22 protein-coding genes are annotated in these 18703 nt (G+C 70.5%); 9 read left to right on the top strand and 13 right to left on the bottom strand.

The features are described 5' to 3' along the window. Positions 1–13 precede the first annotated feature (13 nt). Positions 14–580 carry an LppU/SCO3897 family protein gene (locus ACZ1DY_RS05925; protein ID WP_465483810.1) on the top strand — a complete coding sequence of 189 codons (567 nt, stop codon included), beginning with the start codon at positions 14–16 and terminating at the stop codon, positions 578–580. Positions 581–589: 9 nt separating this feature from the next. Here ACZ1DY_RS05925 and ACZ1DY_RS05920 read toward each other — a convergent pair whose 3' ends face one another. Together ACZ1DY_RS05920 and sigE are read right to left on the bottom strand one after the other, a co-directional pair. Further along, positions 590–1264: an anti-sigma factor family protein gene (locus tag ACZ1DY_RS05920; protein WP_126736361.1), complete on the bottom strand. Its 675-nt coding sequence runs from the start codon at positions 1262–1264 to the stop codon at positions 590–592. Continuing rightward, positions 1261–1881 carry an RNA polymerase sigma factor SigE gene (gene sigE / locus ACZ1DY_RS05915; protein ID WP_034313360.1) on the bottom strand — a complete coding sequence of 207 codons (621 nt, stop codon included), beginning with the start codon at positions 1879–1881 and terminating at the stop codon, positions 1261–1263. The genes ACZ1DY_RS05920 and sigE overlap by 4 nt, the downstream gene beginning before the upstream one ends. A 178-nt stretch (positions 1882–2059) precedes the next feature. Here sigE and ACZ1DY_RS05910 point away from each other — a divergent pair, with 178 nt between their 5' ends. Next, a complete protein-coding gene (locus ACZ1DY_RS05910; RefSeq protein WP_192746594.1) occupies positions 2060–2710 on the top strand; it encodes an O-methyltransferase in 651 nt (216 codons plus the stop codon). Positions 2711–2732: 22 nt separating this feature from the next. On the opposite strand, the gene ACZ1DY_RS05905 is transcribed toward ACZ1DY_RS05910, so the two are convergent. Further along, positions 2733–3986, bottom strand: coding sequence for an MFS transporter (locus ACZ1DY_RS05905; RefSeq protein WP_465485833.1), 1254 nt, complete (start codon positions 3984–3986; stop codon positions 2733–2735). Positions 3987–4073: 87 nt separating this feature from the next. Here ACZ1DY_RS05905 and ACZ1DY_RS05900 point away from each other — a divergent pair, with 87 nt between their 5' ends. Both ACZ1DY_RS05900 and ACZ1DY_RS05895 read left to right on the top strand, forming a co-directional pair. Next, positions 4074–4958 (top strand): LysR family transcriptional regulator, encoded by an 885-nt coding sequence (locus ACZ1DY_RS05900; protein WP_465485832.1) that lies wholly within the window; start codon positions 4074–4076, stop codon positions 4956–4958. Between the two features lie 69 nt (positions 4959–5027). Then, complete coding sequence (locus tag ACZ1DY_RS05895) at positions 5028–5639, top strand: phosphatase PAP2 family protein (protein WP_465483809.1); 612 nt, start codon at positions 5028–5030, stop codon at positions 5637–5639. Between the two features lie 7 nt (positions 5640–5646). Here the strand turns inward: ACZ1DY_RS05895 and ACZ1DY_RS05890 are convergent, their stop codons facing one another. Both ACZ1DY_RS05890 and ACZ1DY_RS05885 read right to left on the bottom strand, forming a co-directional pair. Beyond that, on the bottom strand, positions 5647–7101 hold the full coding sequence (locus ACZ1DY_RS05890; protein ID WP_465483808.1) for a leucyl aminopeptidase family protein: 1455 nt from the start codon (positions 7099–7101) through the stop codon (positions 5647–5649). 90 nt (positions 7102–7191) lie between these two features. Next, positions 7192–7359, bottom strand: a complete 168-nt coding sequence (locus ACZ1DY_RS05885; protein ID WP_005155393.1) for a DUF3117 domain-containing protein — start codon at positions 7357–7359, stop codon at positions 7192–7194. Positions 7360–7554: 195 nt separating this feature from the next. On the opposite strand from ACZ1DY_RS05885, the gene ACZ1DY_RS05880 reads away from it, so the two are divergent. Further along, positions 7555–8349, top strand: a complete 795-nt coding sequence (locus ACZ1DY_RS05880; RefSeq protein ID WP_034324062.1) for an enoyl-CoA hydratase/isomerase family protein — start codon at positions 7555–7557, stop codon at positions 8347–8349. A gap of 258 nt (positions 8350–8607) precedes the next feature. Here ACZ1DY_RS05880 and ACZ1DY_RS05875 read toward each other — a convergent pair whose 3' ends face one another. Genes ACZ1DY_RS05875 through ACZ1DY_RS05845 form a run of 7 tightly spaced genes read right to left on the bottom strand, consistent with a single transcriptional unit; the run spans position 8608 to position 12221 of the window. After that, entirely contained in the window at positions 8608–9180 is a 573-nt protein-coding gene (locus ACZ1DY_RS05875; protein ID WP_465483807.1) for a DNA-3-methyladenine glycosylase I, read from the bottom strand. Beyond that, positions 9173–9622, bottom strand: a complete 450-nt coding sequence (locus ACZ1DY_RS05870; RefSeq protein WP_034324054.1) for an SRPBCC family protein — start codon at positions 9620–9622, stop codon at positions 9173–9175. Before ACZ1DY_RS05870 ends, ACZ1DY_RS05875 begins: the two co-directional genes overlap by 8 nt. After that, complete coding sequence (locus ACZ1DY_RS05865; RefSeq protein WP_039917099.1) at positions 9619–9921, bottom strand: DivIVA domain-containing protein; 303 nt, start codon at positions 9919–9921, stop codon at positions 9619–9621. The genes ACZ1DY_RS05870 and ACZ1DY_RS05865 overlap by 4 nt, the downstream gene beginning before the upstream one ends. Continuing rightward, on the bottom strand, positions 9918–10589 hold the full coding sequence (locus ACZ1DY_RS05860; protein ID WP_126736369.1) for a permease prefix domain 1-containing protein: 672 nt from the start codon (positions 10587–10589) through the stop codon (positions 9918–9920). Before ACZ1DY_RS05860 ends, ACZ1DY_RS05865 begins: the two co-directional genes overlap by 4 nt. Next, on the bottom strand, positions 10586–11236 hold the full coding sequence (locus ACZ1DY_RS05855) for a permease prefix domain 1-containing protein (protein WP_465483806.1): 651 nt from the start codon (positions 11234–11236) through the stop codon (positions 10586–10588). Before ACZ1DY_RS05855 ends, ACZ1DY_RS05860 begins: the two co-directional genes overlap by 4 nt. Further along, complete coding sequence (locus tag ACZ1DY_RS05850) at positions 11233–11898, bottom strand: permease prefix domain 1-containing protein (RefSeq protein WP_257489055.1); 666 nt, start codon at positions 11896–11898, stop codon at positions 11233–11235. Before ACZ1DY_RS05850 ends, ACZ1DY_RS05855 begins: the two co-directional genes overlap by 4 nt. Next, complete coding sequence (locus ACZ1DY_RS05845) at positions 11895–12221, bottom strand: helix-turn-helix transcriptional regulator (RefSeq protein ID WP_005155407.1); 327 nt, start codon at positions 12219–12221, stop codon at positions 11895–11897. Before ACZ1DY_RS05845 ends, ACZ1DY_RS05850 begins: the two co-directional genes overlap by 4 nt. Before the next feature lie 140 nt (positions 12222–12361). Between ACZ1DY_RS05845 and ACZ1DY_RS05840 the strand changes: the two genes are divergently transcribed. From ACZ1DY_RS05840 to cydC, 4 genes are all read left to right on the top strand, one after another. After that, positions 12362–13540, top strand: a complete 1179-nt coding sequence (locus ACZ1DY_RS05840) for a cytochrome ubiquinol oxidase subunit I (protein WP_465483805.1) — start codon at positions 12362–12364, stop codon at positions 13538–13540. Between the two features lie 3 nt (positions 13541–13543). Next, entirely contained in the window at positions 13544–14536 is a 993-nt protein-coding gene (locus ACZ1DY_RS05835) for a cytochrome d ubiquinol oxidase subunit II (RefSeq protein ID WP_465483804.1), read from the top strand. A gap of 9 nt (positions 14537–14545) precedes the next feature. After that, positions 14546–16171: a thiol reductant ABC exporter subunit CydD gene (cydD, locus tag ACZ1DY_RS05830; RefSeq protein WP_465483803.1), complete on the top strand. Its 1626-nt coding sequence runs from the start codon at positions 14546–14548 to the stop codon at positions 16169–16171. A 91-nt stretch (positions 16172–16262) separates the two neighbouring features. Beyond that, positions 16263–17798, top strand: a complete 1536-nt coding sequence (gene cydC / locus ACZ1DY_RS05825) for a thiol reductant ABC exporter subunit CydC (protein WP_465483802.1) — start codon at positions 16263–16265, stop codon at positions 17796–17798. Here the strand turns inward: cydC and ACZ1DY_RS05820 are convergent. Then, positions 17787–18689, bottom strand: a complete 903-nt coding sequence (locus ACZ1DY_RS05820) for a glucosyl-3-phosphoglycerate synthase (protein ID WP_465483801.1) — start codon at positions 18687–18689, stop codon at positions 17787–17789. The genes cydC and ACZ1DY_RS05820 overlap by 12 nt on opposite strands. Between the last annotated feature and the right edge of the window lie 14 nt (positions 18690–18703).

Here is an 18703-nt window from a genome sequence, read left to right as displayed (position 1 = left end):
CAGTCTCACGGGCATGTCGGAGCAATGGTCACAGCAGCCGCCGAAGAAGAAGGGCTTCTCCTTCAAGGTCCAAATGATCCTGTTCGCCGCCTCGCTCGTCGTGGCCGTCGGCGGGTTCGCCGTGATCATCACGCTGAACAACATCGCGGGGCCGGAGAAGCAGGCCAAAGCGCTGACCGAGGGCGACTGCGCAGTGCTGACCGGATCCGGCGAGGAGGCCGACGCGGTCCCGGCTCCGTGCGATTCACCGGGAGTGCCGTACACGGTGGGCATCGCCGGGGTCGACGAAGGCGACTGGAACTGCAAGGAAGGCTTCTACAAGTACGCCGTCCAGACGCCGCTGCGCGGGAAAGGCGTCGGCCTGTGCCTGGCGATCAACGCCCAGGTCGGGTTGTGTTTCGACGATATCGGGACGAAGACCCCGCCGCCGCTGAAGGACTGCGGGTCGGCGCGGCTGAGGATCAGCGAGGTCTTTCCGGAGAACAGTCCGTGCGCCGAGGGCACGACGGAAGTCGTCTCCTACGCGAACTACGGGACCTCGAAGTTCAAGGGCGCGACGATCTGCTTCGTCACGCCCTGACGGAGCGGATCAGCGGGCGGACACCGGCATGGGCACGCTGGACGTGCTCGGACTCGGCGTGGTGCTGCGCGGCGGCTCCGGCTGGGCGCCGCCCAGCTGCGCGGGCAGCAGCCCGGCGTTGACGCCTTGCGGCGGGGTCAAACCGGTGTTCGGCTGCTCTTCGGTGCCGTCACCCGAGGTCGCGACGAGGGCGAGCGCGCTCAGCACCAGACCCGAAACGACGACTCCGGCGCCCTGCGCGTACTTCCGCCGGGCGAGGCCGAACCGCCCGCCGCCGAGCACGTTCGGCGACTGGCCCAGCGGCGCCGTTGATCCCAACGGCGCGGTCCCGCCCAGAACCCCGGTGTCGCGAAGGCCGGCGACCCGGTCGGGCCGCTGGATGGCGACCAGCTGACCGTCGGCGGTCATCGCCAGGTTGTCCGGGGTGCCGGGAAGTTCGGTGTTCTGCGGGATGGAGCAAAGGCTGGCCAGGAAACCCGCCGACATCGACGGGGCTCCCGCCTGCTTCACGGCCGCGACGGCCTGGCGCTGGGCGGTCACTTCGGCGGCGCAGGACTGGCAACGGGCGATATGCGCCGAAGCCCTGTCCTGGGCGCCGAGGGACAGCTCGCCGTCCACGAAGGCGACGATGGCGTCCGGAAGCAGATGCGACTCGGGGAGTCCCCAACCTCGCGGTGCGGTCATACCCCCACCTTCGCAGACTCCTGCGCCGCGGCGCGACGACGCTCCAAAGAAGCGCGAAGCGCCTGGCGGCCGCGGTGGATCCGGCTGCGCACGGTGCCGAGCTTGACACCGAGGGTGGCGCCGATCTCCTCGTACGAGAGGCCTTCGACGTCGCACAGCACGACCGCGGCACGGAACTCGGGCGGCAACTCGTCGAGCGCGGCCTGCAGGTCCGGGTCGAGGTGCGTGTCCGAATAGACCTGCTCGGGGCTCGGGTCGTCACCGACGATGCGGTCGGTGTCCTCGGGGAGGCCTTCCATCCGCACACGCGAGCGGCGGCGGGCCATGTCGAGGAAGAGGTTCGTGGTGATGCGGTGCAGCCAGCCTTCGAACGTGCCGGGCTTGTAGGAGGCGAGCGAGCGGAAGACCCGGATGAAGGTCTCCTGCGTCAGGTCCTCGGCGTCGTGGGCGTTACCGGTCAGGCGGTACGCCAGCCGGTACACGCGGTCGGCGTGCTCACGCACGACCTCGTCCCACGAGGGCGGCGTCCATGCGGCCTCGTCCACCGTCACCGGCGTGACCTGGTCCGCGTGCTGGTCCTGCATCGTTTCCTGCATCGGGGAAGTAGGCACCTCCATCAGCGTCTTCTCCCAACTACTCCACCCAACGCGGGCGATGAGCACGGTGTTCCCGTTGTCGAGGACCAGTCTGTCCGGCCTGCTTATGTTTCTAGTGAGACTGGACTGAGAGGAGGCTGAGAAGTCGGTACCAGGGAGTCTTCGCTCTTTTGACGATAGGCAGCGCTAACCTCCGCGTGTGAATTCCGGGACGCATGCGGGCTCGCCTGCCGAGGCCGCCGACGCCGACCTCGTCGACGGCTACGTCCCCGACGACGAGGTTCTGGCCGCCGCGCGGGCGCGGTCGGCCGATCTGGGATGCGGCCCGCTGAGCGCGGGCGCGGGTGCGACTCTGCGGTTTCTCGCCACGACGCTGCGGGCGAAGGCCGTCGTCGAGGTCGGGACCGGGGCCGGGGTGAGCGGGTTGTGCCTGCTCGGCGGCATGGTCGACGACGGGATCCTCACCTCGATCGACATCGAGCCGGAGTACCACCGGGCGGCGCGGGCGGCGTTCCGCGAGGCCGGCTACGCGCCGGGGCGGACCCGCCTGATCATGGGGCGCGCGCTCGACGTCCTCCCCCGGCTCACCCCCGGCGGCTACGACCTGGTGTTCGTCGATTCGGCGCCGGTCGAGTACCCGAGTTGCTACGAGAAGGCCGTCTCGCTGCTGCGGCCCGGCGGGATACTGGCGTTCCACAACGTCTCGGGGACCAGGGTGACCGATCCCTCACGACGTGATCCGGACACCCTCGCGCTGCGGGAGGTCGCGCGGGCGTTCCGCGAGGACGAGCGGCTGGTCCCGGCGCTGTTGCCGGTGGGCGGCGGGCTGCTGGTCGCCGCGATCGCGTAGCAAGGGACCTTTGCTACCGCTTTCAGACGCGTTCCGTGAAGGCCTCCTTGAGGGACCCAGAGTCCCGCAAGGAGGCCTTCACGGACTTGGGGACCACCGCGACCACGGCCACCGCGGCGGCGGCGAGCCAGGCGGCGGTGAGCACGATCAGCCAGGTCCAGCCCGCGTGCCCGTAGACGGTCGCGCCGACGGCGCCCCCGACGCTGCTGCCGAGGTAGTACGAAAGCGTGTAGAGCCCGCCCACCTGGCCTCGTGCGTTCTCGGGCGCCTCCGCGGCGGCCCAGCCGTTGGCGACGGCGTGCGCGGCGAAGAACGCGCCGGTCAGCACCACGAACCCGGCGACGACCATGGGCAGCGAGTCGGACAGTGTCAGCGCGGCGCCCGCGATCGTGAGCAGCAGGGCACCGACGAGCGCGCGGCGGCGGCCGAACCGGCCGACGAGCTTGCCCGCCGTCGCCGACGAGACCGAGCCCATCGCGTACGCGAGGAAGACGAGCGACGCGATCGCGGGCGAGAGGTTCAGCGGCTCGCCGGTCAGGCGGAATCCGGCGGCGTTGTACAGCGCGACGAACGAGCCCATCGCCAGCAGCGCGACCGCGTACTGGGCCAGCAGGACCGGCTTCCGCACCGCCGCGCCGAGCCCGGCCAGCACCGCCCTGGCCTGCTCGCGCAGCCGCTCTGACCTGCGGCGATCCGCGAAAGTGGTAGCAAAGGTCCCTTGCTCCCCCGGCGGCAGGGCCAGCACCGTGACCACCGTGCAGACCAGCCCGATCCCCGCGACCACGATCAGCGCGCCGTGGTAGCCGAACGGTCCGGCGGTGAACCCGGCGGCGAGCCGTCCGATCATGCCGCCGATGGTGTTCCCGGCGATCATCGCGCCCACCGCCGCCGCGAGCCCGGCCTTGCCGAGCCGTTCCGCGAGGTAGGCGGCGGCCACTCCGGGGAACCCCGCGATCGCGACCCCTTGCAGCGCCCGGAGCACGAGCAGCGCCGGATAGCTGGGCGCCAGCGGCAGCAGGAAACCGAACACGACCGACGCGATCACCGAAGCGATGATCACCGGACGCCGCCCCACGACCTCCGACAGCGCCGCGATGGGCAGCACGGCGATCGCGAGCGCACCGGTCGCCACGCTCACCGCGAGCGAAGCGCCACCGGGGTCGAGGTGATACTGCTCGGCCAGCTGCGGCAGCACCGGCTGCGGCGCGTAGAGCAGCGCGAACGAGGAGATCCCGGCCGCGGCGACGGCGATCGTCACGCGGCGGGTGGTTCCGATGGCAGGCACGGATCCGAAGCTAAGCCTGGCTAAACGATACGTCTAATACGCTCATCTGCCACAATCGATACCGTGCTGAATGAAAGGATGACCGCCCAGCTAGCCCCACAGCTCGCTCTGCTCACCGCACTCCGCCGCACGACGAACGTCACACGCGCGGCCGAACTGCTCGGCGTCCCCCAGCCCACGGTAAGCCGCCGGATCTCGGCGCTCGGCGACGCCCTCGGCGCCCCGCTCACGGTCCCCGACGGACGCGGCATCCGGCTCACCCGGGCCGCCGAGCTGCTGGCCGATGCGGCCGAACGCGCGCTCGCCGCCGTCGACGCCGGAGTCCGCCAGGCCCGCGAAGAGGTCGACCCCGAATCCGGCCACGTCGTCCTCGGCTTCCTGCACCTGCTCGGCAGGTCGCTGGTCCCCACGCTGCTCCGCGGCTATCGCGCCGACCATCCGGGCGTCCGGTTCACCCTGGTCCAGGGGTCACGTCAGGACATGGTCGACCGGCTGACCAGCGGCGAGCTCGACCTCGCGCTGCTCGCGCCCGCCCCCGTCGACGACCCGCTGCTCGACGCAGCCGTCCTCACCGAGCAGGAGATCTTCCTGTCCGTGCCGACGTCGCACCGCCTCGCGGACCGGCCCAGTGCCGCCATCGAGGACCTCGAGGACGAGGAGTTCGTGCTCCTCGAAACCGGCTACGGCCTCCGCACCATCACCGACGAACTGTGCGCCAAGGCCGGCTTCGAACCGAAGATCGCGTTCGAGGGCCAGGAGTCCGACACCGTCCGCGGCCTGGTCGCGGCCGGGCTCGGCGTCGCGCTGCTCCCCCGTTTCGAGCCGGGCAGCCCGGCGGGGGTCGTCGAGGTCCCGCTGGTGCCGCCGGTCGGGCGGACCATCGGACTGGCCTGGCGCCGCGATGTCGTCCTGCCGCCCGCCGTCCTGCGCTTCCGTGAGCGGGTCCGCGCGCAACGTTGGTGACGATCGTCAGGGTCGATCATCGACGTTCGTCCACCACGCGGGCACGTCGTTTTCGCTAACTTCGGGTGAATGTACGACGACATCGTGGAGCTGGCGGGTGAGAGCCCGAACTGGCTTCAGGCGACAGGAATCCTGTTCACCGAAGCAGGACTGCTCGTCTTCGCGGGGCTCTTCGCCTGGATGTTGTGGCGGGCGCGCACCTCGCCCGTCCGGATCGCCATGGCGCTGCTGCCGCCTGCCGCGACCGCGATCGCGTACCTGATCAGCGAGGGCCTGAAGAGCGTGATCCAGGAGGACCGGCCGTGCCGGAACCTCGTCACGCTCGTCGACTGCCCGCCGGCCGGTGACTGGTCCTTCCCGAGCAACCACTCCACGATCGCCGCGGCCGCCGCCGTCGGCCTGGCACTCGCCTGGCGCCGGCTCGCGCCGTGGGTGCTCCCGGGCGCCCTGCTGATGGGCTTCTCACGAGTCTTCGTCGGCGCGCACTATCCGCACGACGTGCTCGCCGGGCTCGTCCTCGGCTCGGTCACGGCGTGGCTCGTGTTCCGGTACCTGACCGGACCCGCGACCGGGATCGCCCGACGGCTCACCGCCCATGCCGGGGACGCGCCGACCCAGCCCATGCCCAAGGTCGACCTGCGGAGCGGTAGCAAAGGTCCCTTGCTCCCGCCCCGCAGGTAACCGCAGGTCAGGCGTAGGAGGCGACCAGTTCGACCAGTGTCCGCGCCGCGAAACCGGTGGCCCCGGGCACGACGTCGGCGTAGGTCTTGTCGGCCCGCGCGGGGCCGGCGATGTCGAGATGTGCCCACGGCACGTCGCCGACGAACTCCCGCAGGAACAGCGCCGCGACGATGCCGCCGGGGCCACCCGGCGCCTGCCGGACGTCACCGAGCGAGCTCTGCACGGTCTCGGCTAGGTCCTCCAGCAGCGGCATCCGCCACCACGCCTCGCCGACCCGCTCGCCCGCCTTCGTGATCCGGTCCGCGAGCGCGTCTTCGGTGGCGAAGACGCCGCCGGTGCGGACGCCGAGCGAGACCTTCATGGCGCCGGTCAGGGTCGCCGCGTCGATCACCGCGTCCGGTTTGTGCTTCTTGATGCCGTAGACGAGCGCGTCGGCCAGGACCATGCGGCCCTCGGCGTCGGTGTTGCCCACCTCGGTGGTCTTGCCGCCGTAGTGCCGGACGATGTCGCCAGGCCGGTACGACGAACCGGACACGTGGTTTTCGGCGGCGGGCACCAGCCCGGTCACCTTCACCGGCAGGCGCAGCGCCGCGATCGCGCGGACCGCGGCGATGATCGCCGCGCCGCCCGCCATGTCGGTGCGCATGAGGTGCATGCCATCGGCGGGTTTGATCGAAAGACCGCCGGTGTCGAAGGTGATGCCCTTGCCCACCAGCAGCAGATGCGTCGTCGCCCCGCGCGGCCGGTATTCCAGCTCGATCAGCCGCGGCGGCGCGGCCGACCCGCCGCCGACGGCGAGGACGCCGCCGAAGCCCTGCTCGGCCAGCCACTTCTCGTCCCGTGCCGTCACGGTCAGGTTCGGGATGCCACCGGCGACCCGGGCGGCCGTGTCGGCGAGCCAGGCCGGCGTCTTGACGTTCGACGGCGTGTTCGCCAGGTCGCGCGCGAACGCGGCGGCCGCGGCGAGTTCGCGGACCCGATCCAGGTCGACCTCGTGACGTGTGATCAAGCGCACGGTCCGCAAGGTCGGCTTCGGCTCCTCGGCCGTCACCGTGAACCGGTAACCGCCGAGCAGCAGCCCGAACGCGAGTTCCTCGACGTGCTCGGTGCCCGCGTCTTCGGGCAGCTCGACGGCGAAGGCGCGGAACGCCTTCTCCCCCGCCTTGACGTCTTCTTCCAGCGCCGACGAAACGGCGCGGACCAGCGCGGCACCGGCCTTGCGGTACTGCTTCGGCTCACCGTCGCCGACACCCGCCAGCCAGCGGACGGCGCCCGTCGGCACGGTCTGCACGTCACCGGCCTTGCCGGTGGGCCGCACGCCGCCGATCTCCGCGAGTCCGGCGTCACCGTCCTCTTCGGACGGCGCGGCGATCAGCGTGGCCAGCGGCGTTCCGCGCCGTAGGTCGTCCGAGACCTCGAGTTCGAGCAGCTTCCCCGGAACGGGGGGTAGCGGGTTACGCACAGTGAGCGACCTCCGGGCGCAGATGAACCGCGACCCCGGCCTCCGAAGGGAGACCGGGGTGCGGGTGGTTGAACGTTGGTGCGGTCCGGCTCAGCCGGTGACCTCCTGCAGGGCCGCGCCGAGATCCTTCGCTTCTTCCGCGGAGAGTTCGACGACGAGACGCCCACCACCTTCGAGTGGTACGCGCATCACGAGGCCCCGCCCCTCCTTAGTCACTTCGAGGGGACCATCTCCGGTCCGGGGCTTCATGGCCGCCATAGCGTGCTCCCTCCGTCTCAACCGGCGCGCCCGGGTCGCGCTCGTCAAAGCCAGCCGGGTCTACTGTCCATTGTCCCTCATCAGCGGCCGAGCGCGAACGCGGACCGATCTTTTGCCGCCGTATCGGTGCTGGTATGCGGCTCGCGAGGCTGAAAGACTCCTCTCAGACCGCAGTTTCGCCGACTAGGAGATCCCGTGACCACATCCGACGTTCTGCTGACCGCCGACGCCGACGGCGTGCGCACCTTCACGCTGAACCGGCCGCAGGCGTACAACTCGCTGACCGTCGAACTCAAGGAACTGCTGCTGGCGGGCCTGACCGAGGCCGCGGCCGACGACAGTGTCCGGGCGGTCGTGCTGACCGGTTCGGGCAAGGCGTTCTGCGCCGGGCAGGACCTGAAGGAGCACGTCGGGCTGCTGCAGGCGGGTGACCCCGCGCCGCTACACACGGTCAAGGAGCACTACAACCCGATCGTCAAGACGATCGTCGGGATGCCGAAGCCGGTCATCGCGGCGGTGAACGGCCCGGCGGCCGGCGCGGGCGCGGCCTTCGCGTACGCGAGCGACCTCCGGATCGCCGCGACCTCGGCGAACTTCCTGATGGCGTTCGCGAACGTCGGCCTCGGCCCGGACTCGGGCGCCTCGTGGACGCTGCAGCGGCTGATCGGTCTCGGCCGTGCGGCCGAGCTGATGCTGCTGGCGCGCACGGTCGACGCCGCCGAGGCGCTGACGCTCGGCCTGGTCAGCGAGGTCGTCCCCGACGAGGAACTGGCCGCCCGCGCGCAGAAGGTCGCCGCGAAGCTCGCGGCCGGCCCGACGGTCGCGTACGCGAAGATCAAGAACGTCCTGTCGGTCGCCGCGGAGTCGTCCCTCGAAACCGCGCTGGCGGCCGAAGACGAGGCCCAGACCGCGCTCGGCGCGACCGCCGACCACACCGAGGCCGTCGAGGCCTTCGTGGGCAAGCGCAAGCCGAACTTCCAGGGCAAGTAACCCTCGTGAGCCGCTAGGACGGCTCTATCGAGGGGTAAGGCAAAACGTGGCGCAGGGGGTCACCGCGCTCTGCCGGTCCGTGAAGGCCTCCTTGCCTACTCTGAGGGTAGGTAAGGGGCCCTTCGCGGGGCGTCCGCCTGCCGAACGCGTCGCGAAAGCCACTTTCGGGACATCAGGCGTCGCGAAAGTGGCTTTCGCGACACGGGCGCCGGCGACCACGACACCGTTGACTTACCCCTCGACAACCGTCCCAGCCACTCACGAGCCGGCCCGGAAGCAGTCCTTCACGTGGTCGTCGACCATCCCCGTCGCCTGCATCAGCGCGTAACAGGTCGTCGGCCCGAGGAACACGAAACCGCGCTTCTTGAGTTCCTTCGCCATCGCCTTCGACTCGTCGGTGATCGCCGGGACGTCGGCCATCCGCCGCGGCCGGGTGTGCGAAGAGGGCGCGAACGACCACAGCAGGTCGTCCAGCGAACCGTCGAGTTCCTCGATCGCCCGCGCGTTGTTGATCGCCGCCAGGATCTTCGCCCGGTTCCGCACGATCGAAGCGTCTTCCATGAGACGAGCGACGTCGTCGTCGGTGAAGGCCGCGACCTTCTCGGGCTTGAACTTCTCGAACGCCTTCCGGAACGACTCCCGTTTCCGCAGGATCGTGATCCACGAAAGCCCGGACTGGAACGACTCCAGGCACAGGCGTTCGTACAGTTCTTCGTCGCCGTGGAGCGGGAAACCCCATTCGGTGTCGTGGTACTCGGCGTAGTCCGGGGCCGAGTTGCCCCACGAACACCGCTTGATCCCGTCCGCGCCCAGCAGACCCGCCTCAGCCAACCCGGTACCCCTCCGCGTACTTCACGAATCTCTGCAGGCACAGCCGCAGTCCCAGTTCGAAGCCCGGCTTCGCGACCGGCCAGCCGAGCCGCCCGACGACGCCGAACGGCGGCCTCAGATGCTCCGCCCAGACGAAGGTCGACGCGTGCGGCCCCTTCTCGATCACCTGGAACACCCCGGTGCCCTGCACGATCTTGCCGGTATGCCGCACGACGCAGCGCAGCGGAGGTTCCCAGCCGGTGATCTCCATGGTGTCGGTGAACCCGATCCCGGCCACGCCGGTGAACGCCGACAGCTTCGAGCCCACGCTGCGCCCGTTGCCTTCGACGACCTCGACCTCGGTGCCGAGCATCCATTCGCCCTGGCGTTCCCAATCGGTCAGGGCGAGCCAAGCCGTCCCGGCCGGTACCGCGACGTCGACGGAGACGACGACATCGGTCACCTGGCGCCCTCGCGTTCGGCCTCCAGCTCGGCCACCTTGGCGCGCAGCTCCTCGATCTCGACGCCGAGCCGCCGCATCACCCAGTCCACTTCGGACATCTTGTAGCCGCGCAGCACCATCTGGTAGCGGACGGCGTGGACGTCCTCGGCGGTGATGTCCTCGGCGGGCAGCCTGGTCGGCGAGCTGCCGGGCGGCAGCGGGGCCAGCTCCTCACCCCGGCCGAACACCACGGCGGCCAGCAGGAACACCACCGCGGCCACCAGCAGCATGACTACGAGATAGATCAGGGCGGTCGTCACGCGACGATCGTGGCACACGAACGCCACGATCGTCGCGCCAGCAAGGCGAGTCGCACGCTGACCACGACCCAGAGCACCATGAGGATCCCGCACGGCACGGACAGGAACAGCCTCGACGCGTCGATGACGCCGGTGGCGATCACCAGCAGCGCCACCGAAAGCAGGTTCAGGCCGACGGCCTCGCCGATCAGCACGCCGGCGGTCTTGACCAGCCGGGCACCGTCCATCCGCCGGGAAAGCCAGCGCATGGAGACGAGGGCGATCACGCCCAGCACCGGCACGATGAAGACCGAACCGTGGGTGAACTGGGCGATGTACTTGTACCAGCCCGGCGTCGGCGCGAGCTGCGACCACTCGCCGAAGGTCCATTTCCGGGCGAACTCCCAGGCGAGCTGCATCAGCGGCACGCCGAGGATCAGTTTCCAGAGGGTGCGGGTGCCGCTGTGCATCCCCAGTTCGGCCTGGTAGTCCCTGGCGATCAGGTGCACCGGCCCGAAATCGGCGACAGCACGCCGCTGCGCCTCTTGTTCGCTCCAGCCGCCGTCGCGGTACGCGTCCGCGGCGTCGTCGAGCCCGTCCCGCGCTTCGCGCAGCAGATCCCGCTTCGCCGACGCCGGGCCGTCCAGCCGGGCGCGCAACTCCCCGAGATAGGCCTCGATCACCGTCATGCCGTGGTTCTCCAACTCCGCGCGGCGACCGTGAGCCGCATGCTGAACAGGATCCAGATTCCGGACAGGGCCGCGCACGGCACGCTGACGAGCATGCGCCCGGGCTCCAGCAGCCCGGTCGCGCCGCCGTAGGTCGCGACCGCGACGAGGTTCAACCCGACGGCCGCGGCCAGGGTCCACGAGACGGCGCGCGCGACCCGCGGACCGGCCGTCCGCCGCGAAACCAGCCTTGCGGCGAGCAGCCCGGCGATCGCGACGGCCGGGGACGCCGCCGCCAGCGTGTCGGCCGTGCCGATCGCGCGGTGGTACCAGGACGGTGCGGCGCCGAGCGCCGACCAGTCGGCGAAGCCCCGCGCGAGATCCCAGGCGAGAATCAGCAGCGGGACACCGGCGATCAGCTCCCACAGCACGCGGATGTCTCGCCGCAGCCCCAGTTCCGCCTGGTAGTCGCGGGCGATCAGGTCGGCGGGGCCGAAGTCGGCGACGGCACGGCGTTCGGCTTCCGCTTCGTCCACACCGCCCGCGCGGTAGGCGTCGGCCGCGTCGACCAGACCGTCCCTCGCTTCGGTGAGCAGATCGGCTTTCGCCGACCGCGGCCCGGACAGCTGGGCGTCGAGTTCGCCGATGTAGGCCTCGATCGCGTTCATGCGGCGAGCGCGGGCCGGGGCCGGAAAGCCGGTGAGAGCAGCCAGAAACTGAAGGCGACCCAGCCGAGCGCCACCAGGTTGCACACGAGGCTCACGTTCATCCTCGACGGATCGAGGACCGCGGTGCTCACGGTGAGCAGCAGCAGCGCCAGCAGGTTCGTGCCCGCCGCGGCACCCACCGTCCACCGCGTCACCTTCCCCAGGCTCACGCTGTCGAGCCTGCGCCCCAGCCGCCGGGCCCCGAACAGCGACACCGCGCCGATCACGGCCGGAACGAGGACCAGGACGCCGAAGATCTCGATGACGGCCGTGAACCACTCCGGATTCGGCTTCCCCGAACGGCTCCAGTCGCCATAGGTCCAGATCCGCGCCAGCTCCCAGGTCACCTGGATCACGGGCACACCGACGATGACCTTCCACAAGGTGCCGATGTCGCCGCGCAACGCCAGCTCGGCCTGGTACTCGCGGGCGATCACCGCGGCCGGGCCGAAGTCGGCGACGGCACGGCGTTCGGCTTCCGCCTCGGCGGCACCGCCTTCGCGGTACGCCTCGGCCGCGTCGGCCAGACCGTCCCTTGCCTCGGTGAGCAGATCGGTCTTCGCCCTCGCCGACCCGTTCAGCCGCCTGTCCAGGTCGCCGATGTAGGCCTCGATCGTGCTCATGCCGTGCTCCCCCCGAGGACACCACCGATCACGGTGGTGAACTCCTGCCACTCCGCCCGTTCCGCGGCCAGCGCCTTTTGCCCTGAGCGCGTGAGCTTGTACGTACGACGTTTGCGGCCGGACACGACGTCCCATTCGCTGGCGAGGAATCCGGCGCGCTCCAAACGGCGAAGCGCCGGGTAGACGGTGCCCGTCGGCAGGTCGAGCGCGCCGTCACTGCGGAGCTGGAGCGCCTCGATGATGGCGTACCCGTGCAGCTTCCGGCCGTCGAGGACGGCGAGGAGCAGCGCGTCGAGGTGCCCGCGCAGGCTGTCGGCCTTCATAGATAGACAGTCTACACATCGCCGCATACCAGGGTAGCCGGGACTTTCCCGGACCGGCCTCAGGGAATGTCCCCGAGATCACCCCGGTTTCATAGATTTAGTGGCTACATGTAGCCAGCCTACGTATACAGTGCTTCGACATGGACGCACTCCCGATCGCGAGACTCCAGTTCGCGACGACGACCTCGTTCCACTTCCTGTTCGTGCTGCTCACACTGGGGCTCGTGACACTCGTCGCGGTGATGCAGACACGCTCCGCGTTCGGCGGCAAGCCGGAACTCACGCGGATGACTCGCTTCTGGGGCAAGCTTTACGTGATCAATTATGCGCTGGGAATCGTCACCGGAATCGTGATGGAATTCCAGTTCGGGCTCACCTGGACCGGCCTGTCCGCGGTCGCGGGCGACGTCTTCGGCGCACCGCTGGCCATCGAGACGCTGGTGGCCTTCTTCGCCGAATCGACCTTCCTGGGGCTCTGGATCTTCGGCTGGGGGCGGCTGAACAAATGGGTCCACATGACGCTGATCTGGCTGGTCACGCTGACCGCGTACGCCTCGGCGCTGTTCATCATGGTGGCCAACTCGTTCCTGCAGAACCCGGTCGGCACGCACGCCGAGAACGGTGTGCTGAAACTCGACGACTTCGGTGCGCTGTTCACCAACCCGGCGCTGACGGCCTCGCTGCCGCACGTGCTGAGCGCGGCGCTGATGACCGGTGGTTTCTTCGTGGTCGGCGTCAGCGCGTACCACTTCATCAAGCGCACGAAGGAGATCGAGTTCTTCCGGCGCTCGATGCGGATCGGCGTGCTCGCCTCGCTGGCCGGCAGCACGATGGTGATCGGCTTCGGCTTCGCCCAGTTCGGCCCGCTCGGGGAATACCACCCCGGCAAGCTGGAAGGAGCGGATCCCATCGTCGGTGTCTCACTGGGCTTCATGATCCAGATCGGGTTCATCGCCTTCCTGGCTTCGATCCTCGGCACGCTGCTGCTGTTCCGGAACTGGATCACCAAGGTCCGGCCGCTGCTGTACGTGATGGTGCTGGCCATCCCGTTGCCGTTCATCGCGGCGATCCTCGGCTGGCTGGTGCGGGAGATCGGGCGTCAGCCGTGGCTGATCCGCGGGCAGCTGACCACCGCCGACGCCGTCGCGGCGATCCCGGCGGGGCAGATCCTGTTCTCCTTCATCGCTTTCACGCTGTTGTTCCTGGTGCTCGCGATCGCCGACTGGGTGCTGATGTCGCGGGTCGCCAAACGCGGCCCGGACGCGGTCGAAGAGCCCGCCGCGCCGCGTGCCGAACTTCCCGTCCTGAGCGGAGTCTGACCGATGGTGATCCTCTGGTGGTGTGTGCTCGGTTTCCTGACCGCGGGCTATTTCGCGCTGGCGGGCTACGACTACGGCGTCGGCATGCTGCTCGGCAGGCTGGGCCGTGACGAGGCCGGACGACGGCGCGTGCTCGGCGCGTTCGGCCCGTTCTTCCTGGCCAACGAGGTGTGGCTGGTGGCCGCGGTCGGCGTCCTGTTCGGCGCTTTCCCGCACCTGGAAGGAAAAGTGTTCGCCGGGGCGTACATCCCGGTGGTGACCCTGCTGCTCGGGCTGGTCACCTTCACCGCGGCGGTGCAGCTGCGCAGCAGGCGTCCGGACGCGCGCCGCGGTGCCTGGACGCTGGCGATCACCGTCGGCGCGTGGGTGACGGCGGTGTCCTGGGGCGTGTTCCTCGGCAACCTCGTCCTCGGGCTCCCGCTCGACGCGGCCGGTAAACCGAGCGGCGACGTCCTCGCGGTGTTCAGCCCGTACGCGCTGCTCTGGGGCGCGGGGTTCGTCGCGCTGTTCGCCTTGCAGGGAGCGGCTTTCCTCGCCGTCCGGGCACCGGCGGAGTTCACCGCCCGCGCGAACCGGATCGCCAAGGCCCTGCTCGCGCCGGCGCTCGCGTTCCTGGTCGTGGCGGTCGGCTGGGGTGCCGTCGAGACCACCGTTTCGTGGTCCGTGCTGCCCGCGATCGTGCTGGCGTTCGGCGCGCTGGGCGTCGCCTGGGCGGCCTTGCGCTCCGCGCGGCACAAGACGGCACTCGTCGCCACGATGACGCTGTCGGCGTCACCGGTGCTCGCCGTCGGGACCGCGCGCCTGCCCGACACGTTGGTGTCCTCTGTGGACGGAGGCTTCTCGCTGAGCCTGACGGAAGCGGCCACCAGCACCGAGATGCTCGGTCTGCTCACGTTCGTCCTGCCTCCCGCGCTCGTGGCGATCGCCGCCGTGCAGTGGGTGACGTGGCGCAGGCACGACACCCGCGTCGACCAGCGTTCGCTGCTGCACTTCTAGGAGCCCGGCATGCCACCCCTTCCCGGACTGCGCCGCCATTTCGGCCTACTGGCCGTCCTCGGCACGCTGACCGCCGCGGCGATCCTCGTCCAGGCCGACGGCCTCGCGACGCTGCTCACCGGCGGCGGCGTCACCTGGACCCTCGTGGCCGCCATCGCGGTACGGGCGTTGCTCGCGGGTGTCCAGGGGTCCGTCGGCGGCCGGTTCGCGGCGAAGGTCAAGGCCGGGCTGCGCAAACGGCTTCTCGGCGCGGAGGCGGAGAACCCCGGCGCGGTCGCGACCCTGGTGACCAAGGGGATCGACGCGAGTGACGCCTATCTGACCGGGTACCTGCCGACGGTGGTGCTGTCGGCGATCGTGCCGGTCGCGGTGCTCGTCCGGCTGTTCGCCGCGGATCTGTCGTCGGCGCTGATCATCCTCGCGACGCTGCCGCTGATCCCGGTGTTCGCGATCCTGGTCGGACAGCACACGAAGGCGAAGACCGCCAAGCAGTGGTCACTGCTTTCCAAGCTGGGCGGGCATTTCCTCGACGTCGTGCGCGGGCTCGGCACGCTCAAGGTGTTCGGCCGCGCCGAAGCGCAGGCGAAGACCGTGCGGGCGATGGCGGACGCGCACACCGACGCGACGATGCGCACGCTTCGGGTCGCGTTCCTGTCCGCGCTGGTGCTGGAACTGGTGGCGACGCTTTCGGTGGCGCTGGTCGCGGTGCCGATCGGCTTCCGGCTGCTGGAAGGCGGCATGGTCGTGCACACGGCGGTACTCGTGCTGCTGCTCGCTCCCGAGGCGTACCTGCCGCTGCGGGCGGCCGGGGCGAAGTTCCACGCCAGCGCCGAAGGGCTCGCCACGCTGCGCGAGGCGCTGGCCGTGCGCTCGGAGGACGTCGTCCGGGGTTCGCGGGTGGCCCGCCGCGGTGCGCCGCGGATCGTGCTGGAGAAGGTGAGCGTCGCGTACGGCGGCGAAGCCGTACTGTCCGAAGTGGACATGACGATCGAGGCGGGCGAGCACGTCGCGCTCGTGGGGCCCAGCGGTTCCGGGAAAAGCACGCTGCTGGCGGTCCTGCTGGGCTTCGTCACGCCGACGTCCGGCCGGGTCCTGGTCGACGGCGTCGATCTGGGCGAGCTGGATCCGGCTGTGTGGCGAGCGGGGACGGCGTGGGTGCCGCAACGGCCGACGTTGTTCACCGGGACCGTCGAGGAGAACATCGCCATGGGCCAGGTGCCGGACGTCCAGGCGGCGGCACGCGCGGCGGCGTTCGACGAGGTCGTGCGCGGGTTGCCCGACGGCTACCGCACCCGGATCGGCGAACTGGGCGCGCCGCTTTCGGCCGGTCAGCGGCAACGGCTCGGCCTCGCCAGGGCGCTGGCCCGTACCGAGGCGGGTCTCGCGCTGCTCGACGAGCCGACCGCCAGGCTCGACGCGGGAACCGAAGCGGCCGTGCTCGGCGCGACCCGTGAACTGCTCACCGGCCGGACCGCGGTGCTCGTGGCACACCGGCCCGCGATGGCCGCGCTGGCCACCCGCGTCCTCGAAGTCCACGATGGCGCCGTACGAGCAGTCGGCGGAGCTGAAGATGCACCTCGGGCGGTGACCCCGCTATCGCGGTGGCGGGACGCCACCGCCGCATCGGCGAGGTGAATGACCGACCAGCGTCCTGCCGACGTCGATCGCGGACGCGGGTTCACCGACGAACACTGAGAGAACGGGAACTGGTGTGAACGTCTGGGGCGTGTCCACGAAGGATGTGGTTCGGCTGGGCCGAGCCGGGCTGATCGGGGCCGGGGCGGAGATCGCCGGGCTGGCGTTGATGGCCACCGCCGCATGGCTGCTGTTGAAGGCGGCCGAGCAGCCGCCGCTGGCGTCGCTCACCGTGGCGATCGTCGCCGTCCGGACGCTGGCGTTGCTGCGCGGCGGGTTGCGGTACGCGGAACGGCTCGCCGGGCACGAGGTCGTCCTGCGGTATCTCGGCGCCTTGCGGACCCGCGTGTACACGTCATTGCTGCCGCACCGGGTCTCGCGGCATTCAGGCGGCGATCTCGTCACGCGACTGGTGTCCGATGTGGACGCGGTGCAGGACGCGATCCTGCGCTGCCTGCTGCCCGCCGGTGTCGCGGCCTTCGTCGGCGCGGTGTCGACGACGGTCGCGCTGATCGCCAGCCCTGCCGCCGGGCTGGTGCTGGCGCTCGGACTCGCCGTCGCGGGGATCGGGCTGCCGTGGCTGTGCGTGCGGATCACCCGCGCGGCGGCGGAGAAGAGCGCTCCGGCCCGCGCCGACCTCGCCGAACGGTCGGTCGAGCTGATCACCGGGCGGCGGGAGCTGATCGCCTACGGCGTCCATGAGTCCACTGTGGACGCCGCACACAACGCTGTCGACGCACTCGCTTCGCGGGATCGGGCGACGGCGAACCGCACCAGCCTGCTGACCGCGGCCGGGATCCTCGTCCAGCTGCTGACCTGCGTGGCGATCGCCCTGGCCGCCGGGGTTTCACCACCACTGACCGCGGCCCTCGCGCTGGGCTCGTTGGCCGTGTTCGAGCTGGTCCTCCCGCTGACGGCGGCCGCCCAGCGCTGGGTCGAGGTCCGCGCGTCGGCCGAGCGGGTGCGTGCGCTGCTGACGGAACCGCCGCCCGAGCGCGGCACCGTGGCGCCCGAGCCCGGGCATCTGCGGCTCGAAGGCGTCGGCGTTCGGTTCGAGGGCAGGGCCCCGGCGCTGGACGGCGTCGACCTCGACCTTCCGCCGGGCAAACGCGTCGGGATCGTGGGGCCGAGCGGGGCCGGGAAGACGACGCTGCTGAACGTGCTGCTGGGTGCCGTGGCGCCGACGTCCGGGCGCGCTCTGCTGAACGGGAAGCCGCTGGAGACCTACGATCCGACGCTGCTTCCGTCGGTGATCTCGGGCGCGCTCGCGGACGCGCACGTCTTCCACACGACGGTCCGGGAGAACCTGCTGCTCGCGGAGCCCGGCGCTTCGGATGCGGAGCTGCTCGCCGCCTGTGCCACGGCCGGTTTCGACCTGCCGCTGGATCGCGAAGTCGGCTCCGACGGCGACACGCTGTCCGGTGGGCAGCGCCAGCGGCTCATCCTCGCGAGAGCAGTGCTCTCGGCTCCGCCGGTCCTCGTGCTGGACGAGCCGGTCGAGGGTCTGGATCCGGAACACGGCGACGCCGTCCTGGCCGATGTGCTCGCCGCCGCGCGCGGCACCGTCGTCCTGGTGACGCATCGCGAGTCGCAGGTGGCCGGGTTCGACGAGGTCCTACGGCTGTAGGCCGCGCACTTCACGCATCGGCGGCCGGTCGCTGACCGACACCTCGGCGACCTCCGGCAGCCATTCGTCACCTACTTGCGCGAACTGGGTGAGCTGGGCGGGGTCGTCGGACTTGATGCCGCAGCGCGCGAGCGCCGTCCCGAGGATCTGGCGCGCCATCACCCCCAGCTGGAGCAGCGAGCGGTTGCGATGCTTGCGTACGCCGAGGTTGACCTGGGCGAGCCCTTCAAGGCCGTAGCGCGCTTCGGCGTCGAGGATGAGCCCGATCTCGACGCCGTACCCGGCCGCGAAGGGCACTGACTCGAGAAACTCGCGCGTCGCGGCGTACTCGCCTCCCAGGGGCTGAATGAGCCCCGAGAGTGATGGGCGCAGCGCCGAGAGGACCGGTCGCGCCAGCAACTCGGTCACCCGGCCGCCGCCGCTGCTCTCCAGCCGGAGCGGCCGCCGGTAGAACCCCTTGACCAGGTGGACGCCGCTCTCGCAGAGCAGGGGGCCGAGCAGGGTCGGCACGAACGCCGGATCCGGGTCGACGAGGTCGGAGTCGAGGAACACGACGACGTCACCGGTCGTCGCGGCCAGCGACCGCCACAGCACCTCGCCCTTGCCCGGCACCGGTGGCAGGTCGGGGAGCACGTCCTCGCGATGCACCACGCGCGCGCCGGCGCGGGCCGCGAGCTCGGCGGTGGCGTCGGTGGACCCGGAGTCCATCACGACCAGCTCGTCGACGACCGTGCCCAGCAGCGGCCGGACCGTCCCGACGACCTCGGCGACGGTGTCCTCTTCGTCGAGCGCCGGTAGCACGACCGAAACCGTCCGGTCACCCTTCGCAGCGACGATGTCTTCGACCGTCCAGCCGGGGTTCTGCCACGTACGCCGCTCGAACCAACTCATGAGTAGTGATCGTG

The sequence above is a fragment of the Amycolatopsis sp. PSD-21 genome, from assembly GCF_055561455.1.
Note: the sequence above shows the minus strand (reverse complement) of the source record. Positions and strands in the feature narration are given on the sequence as shown.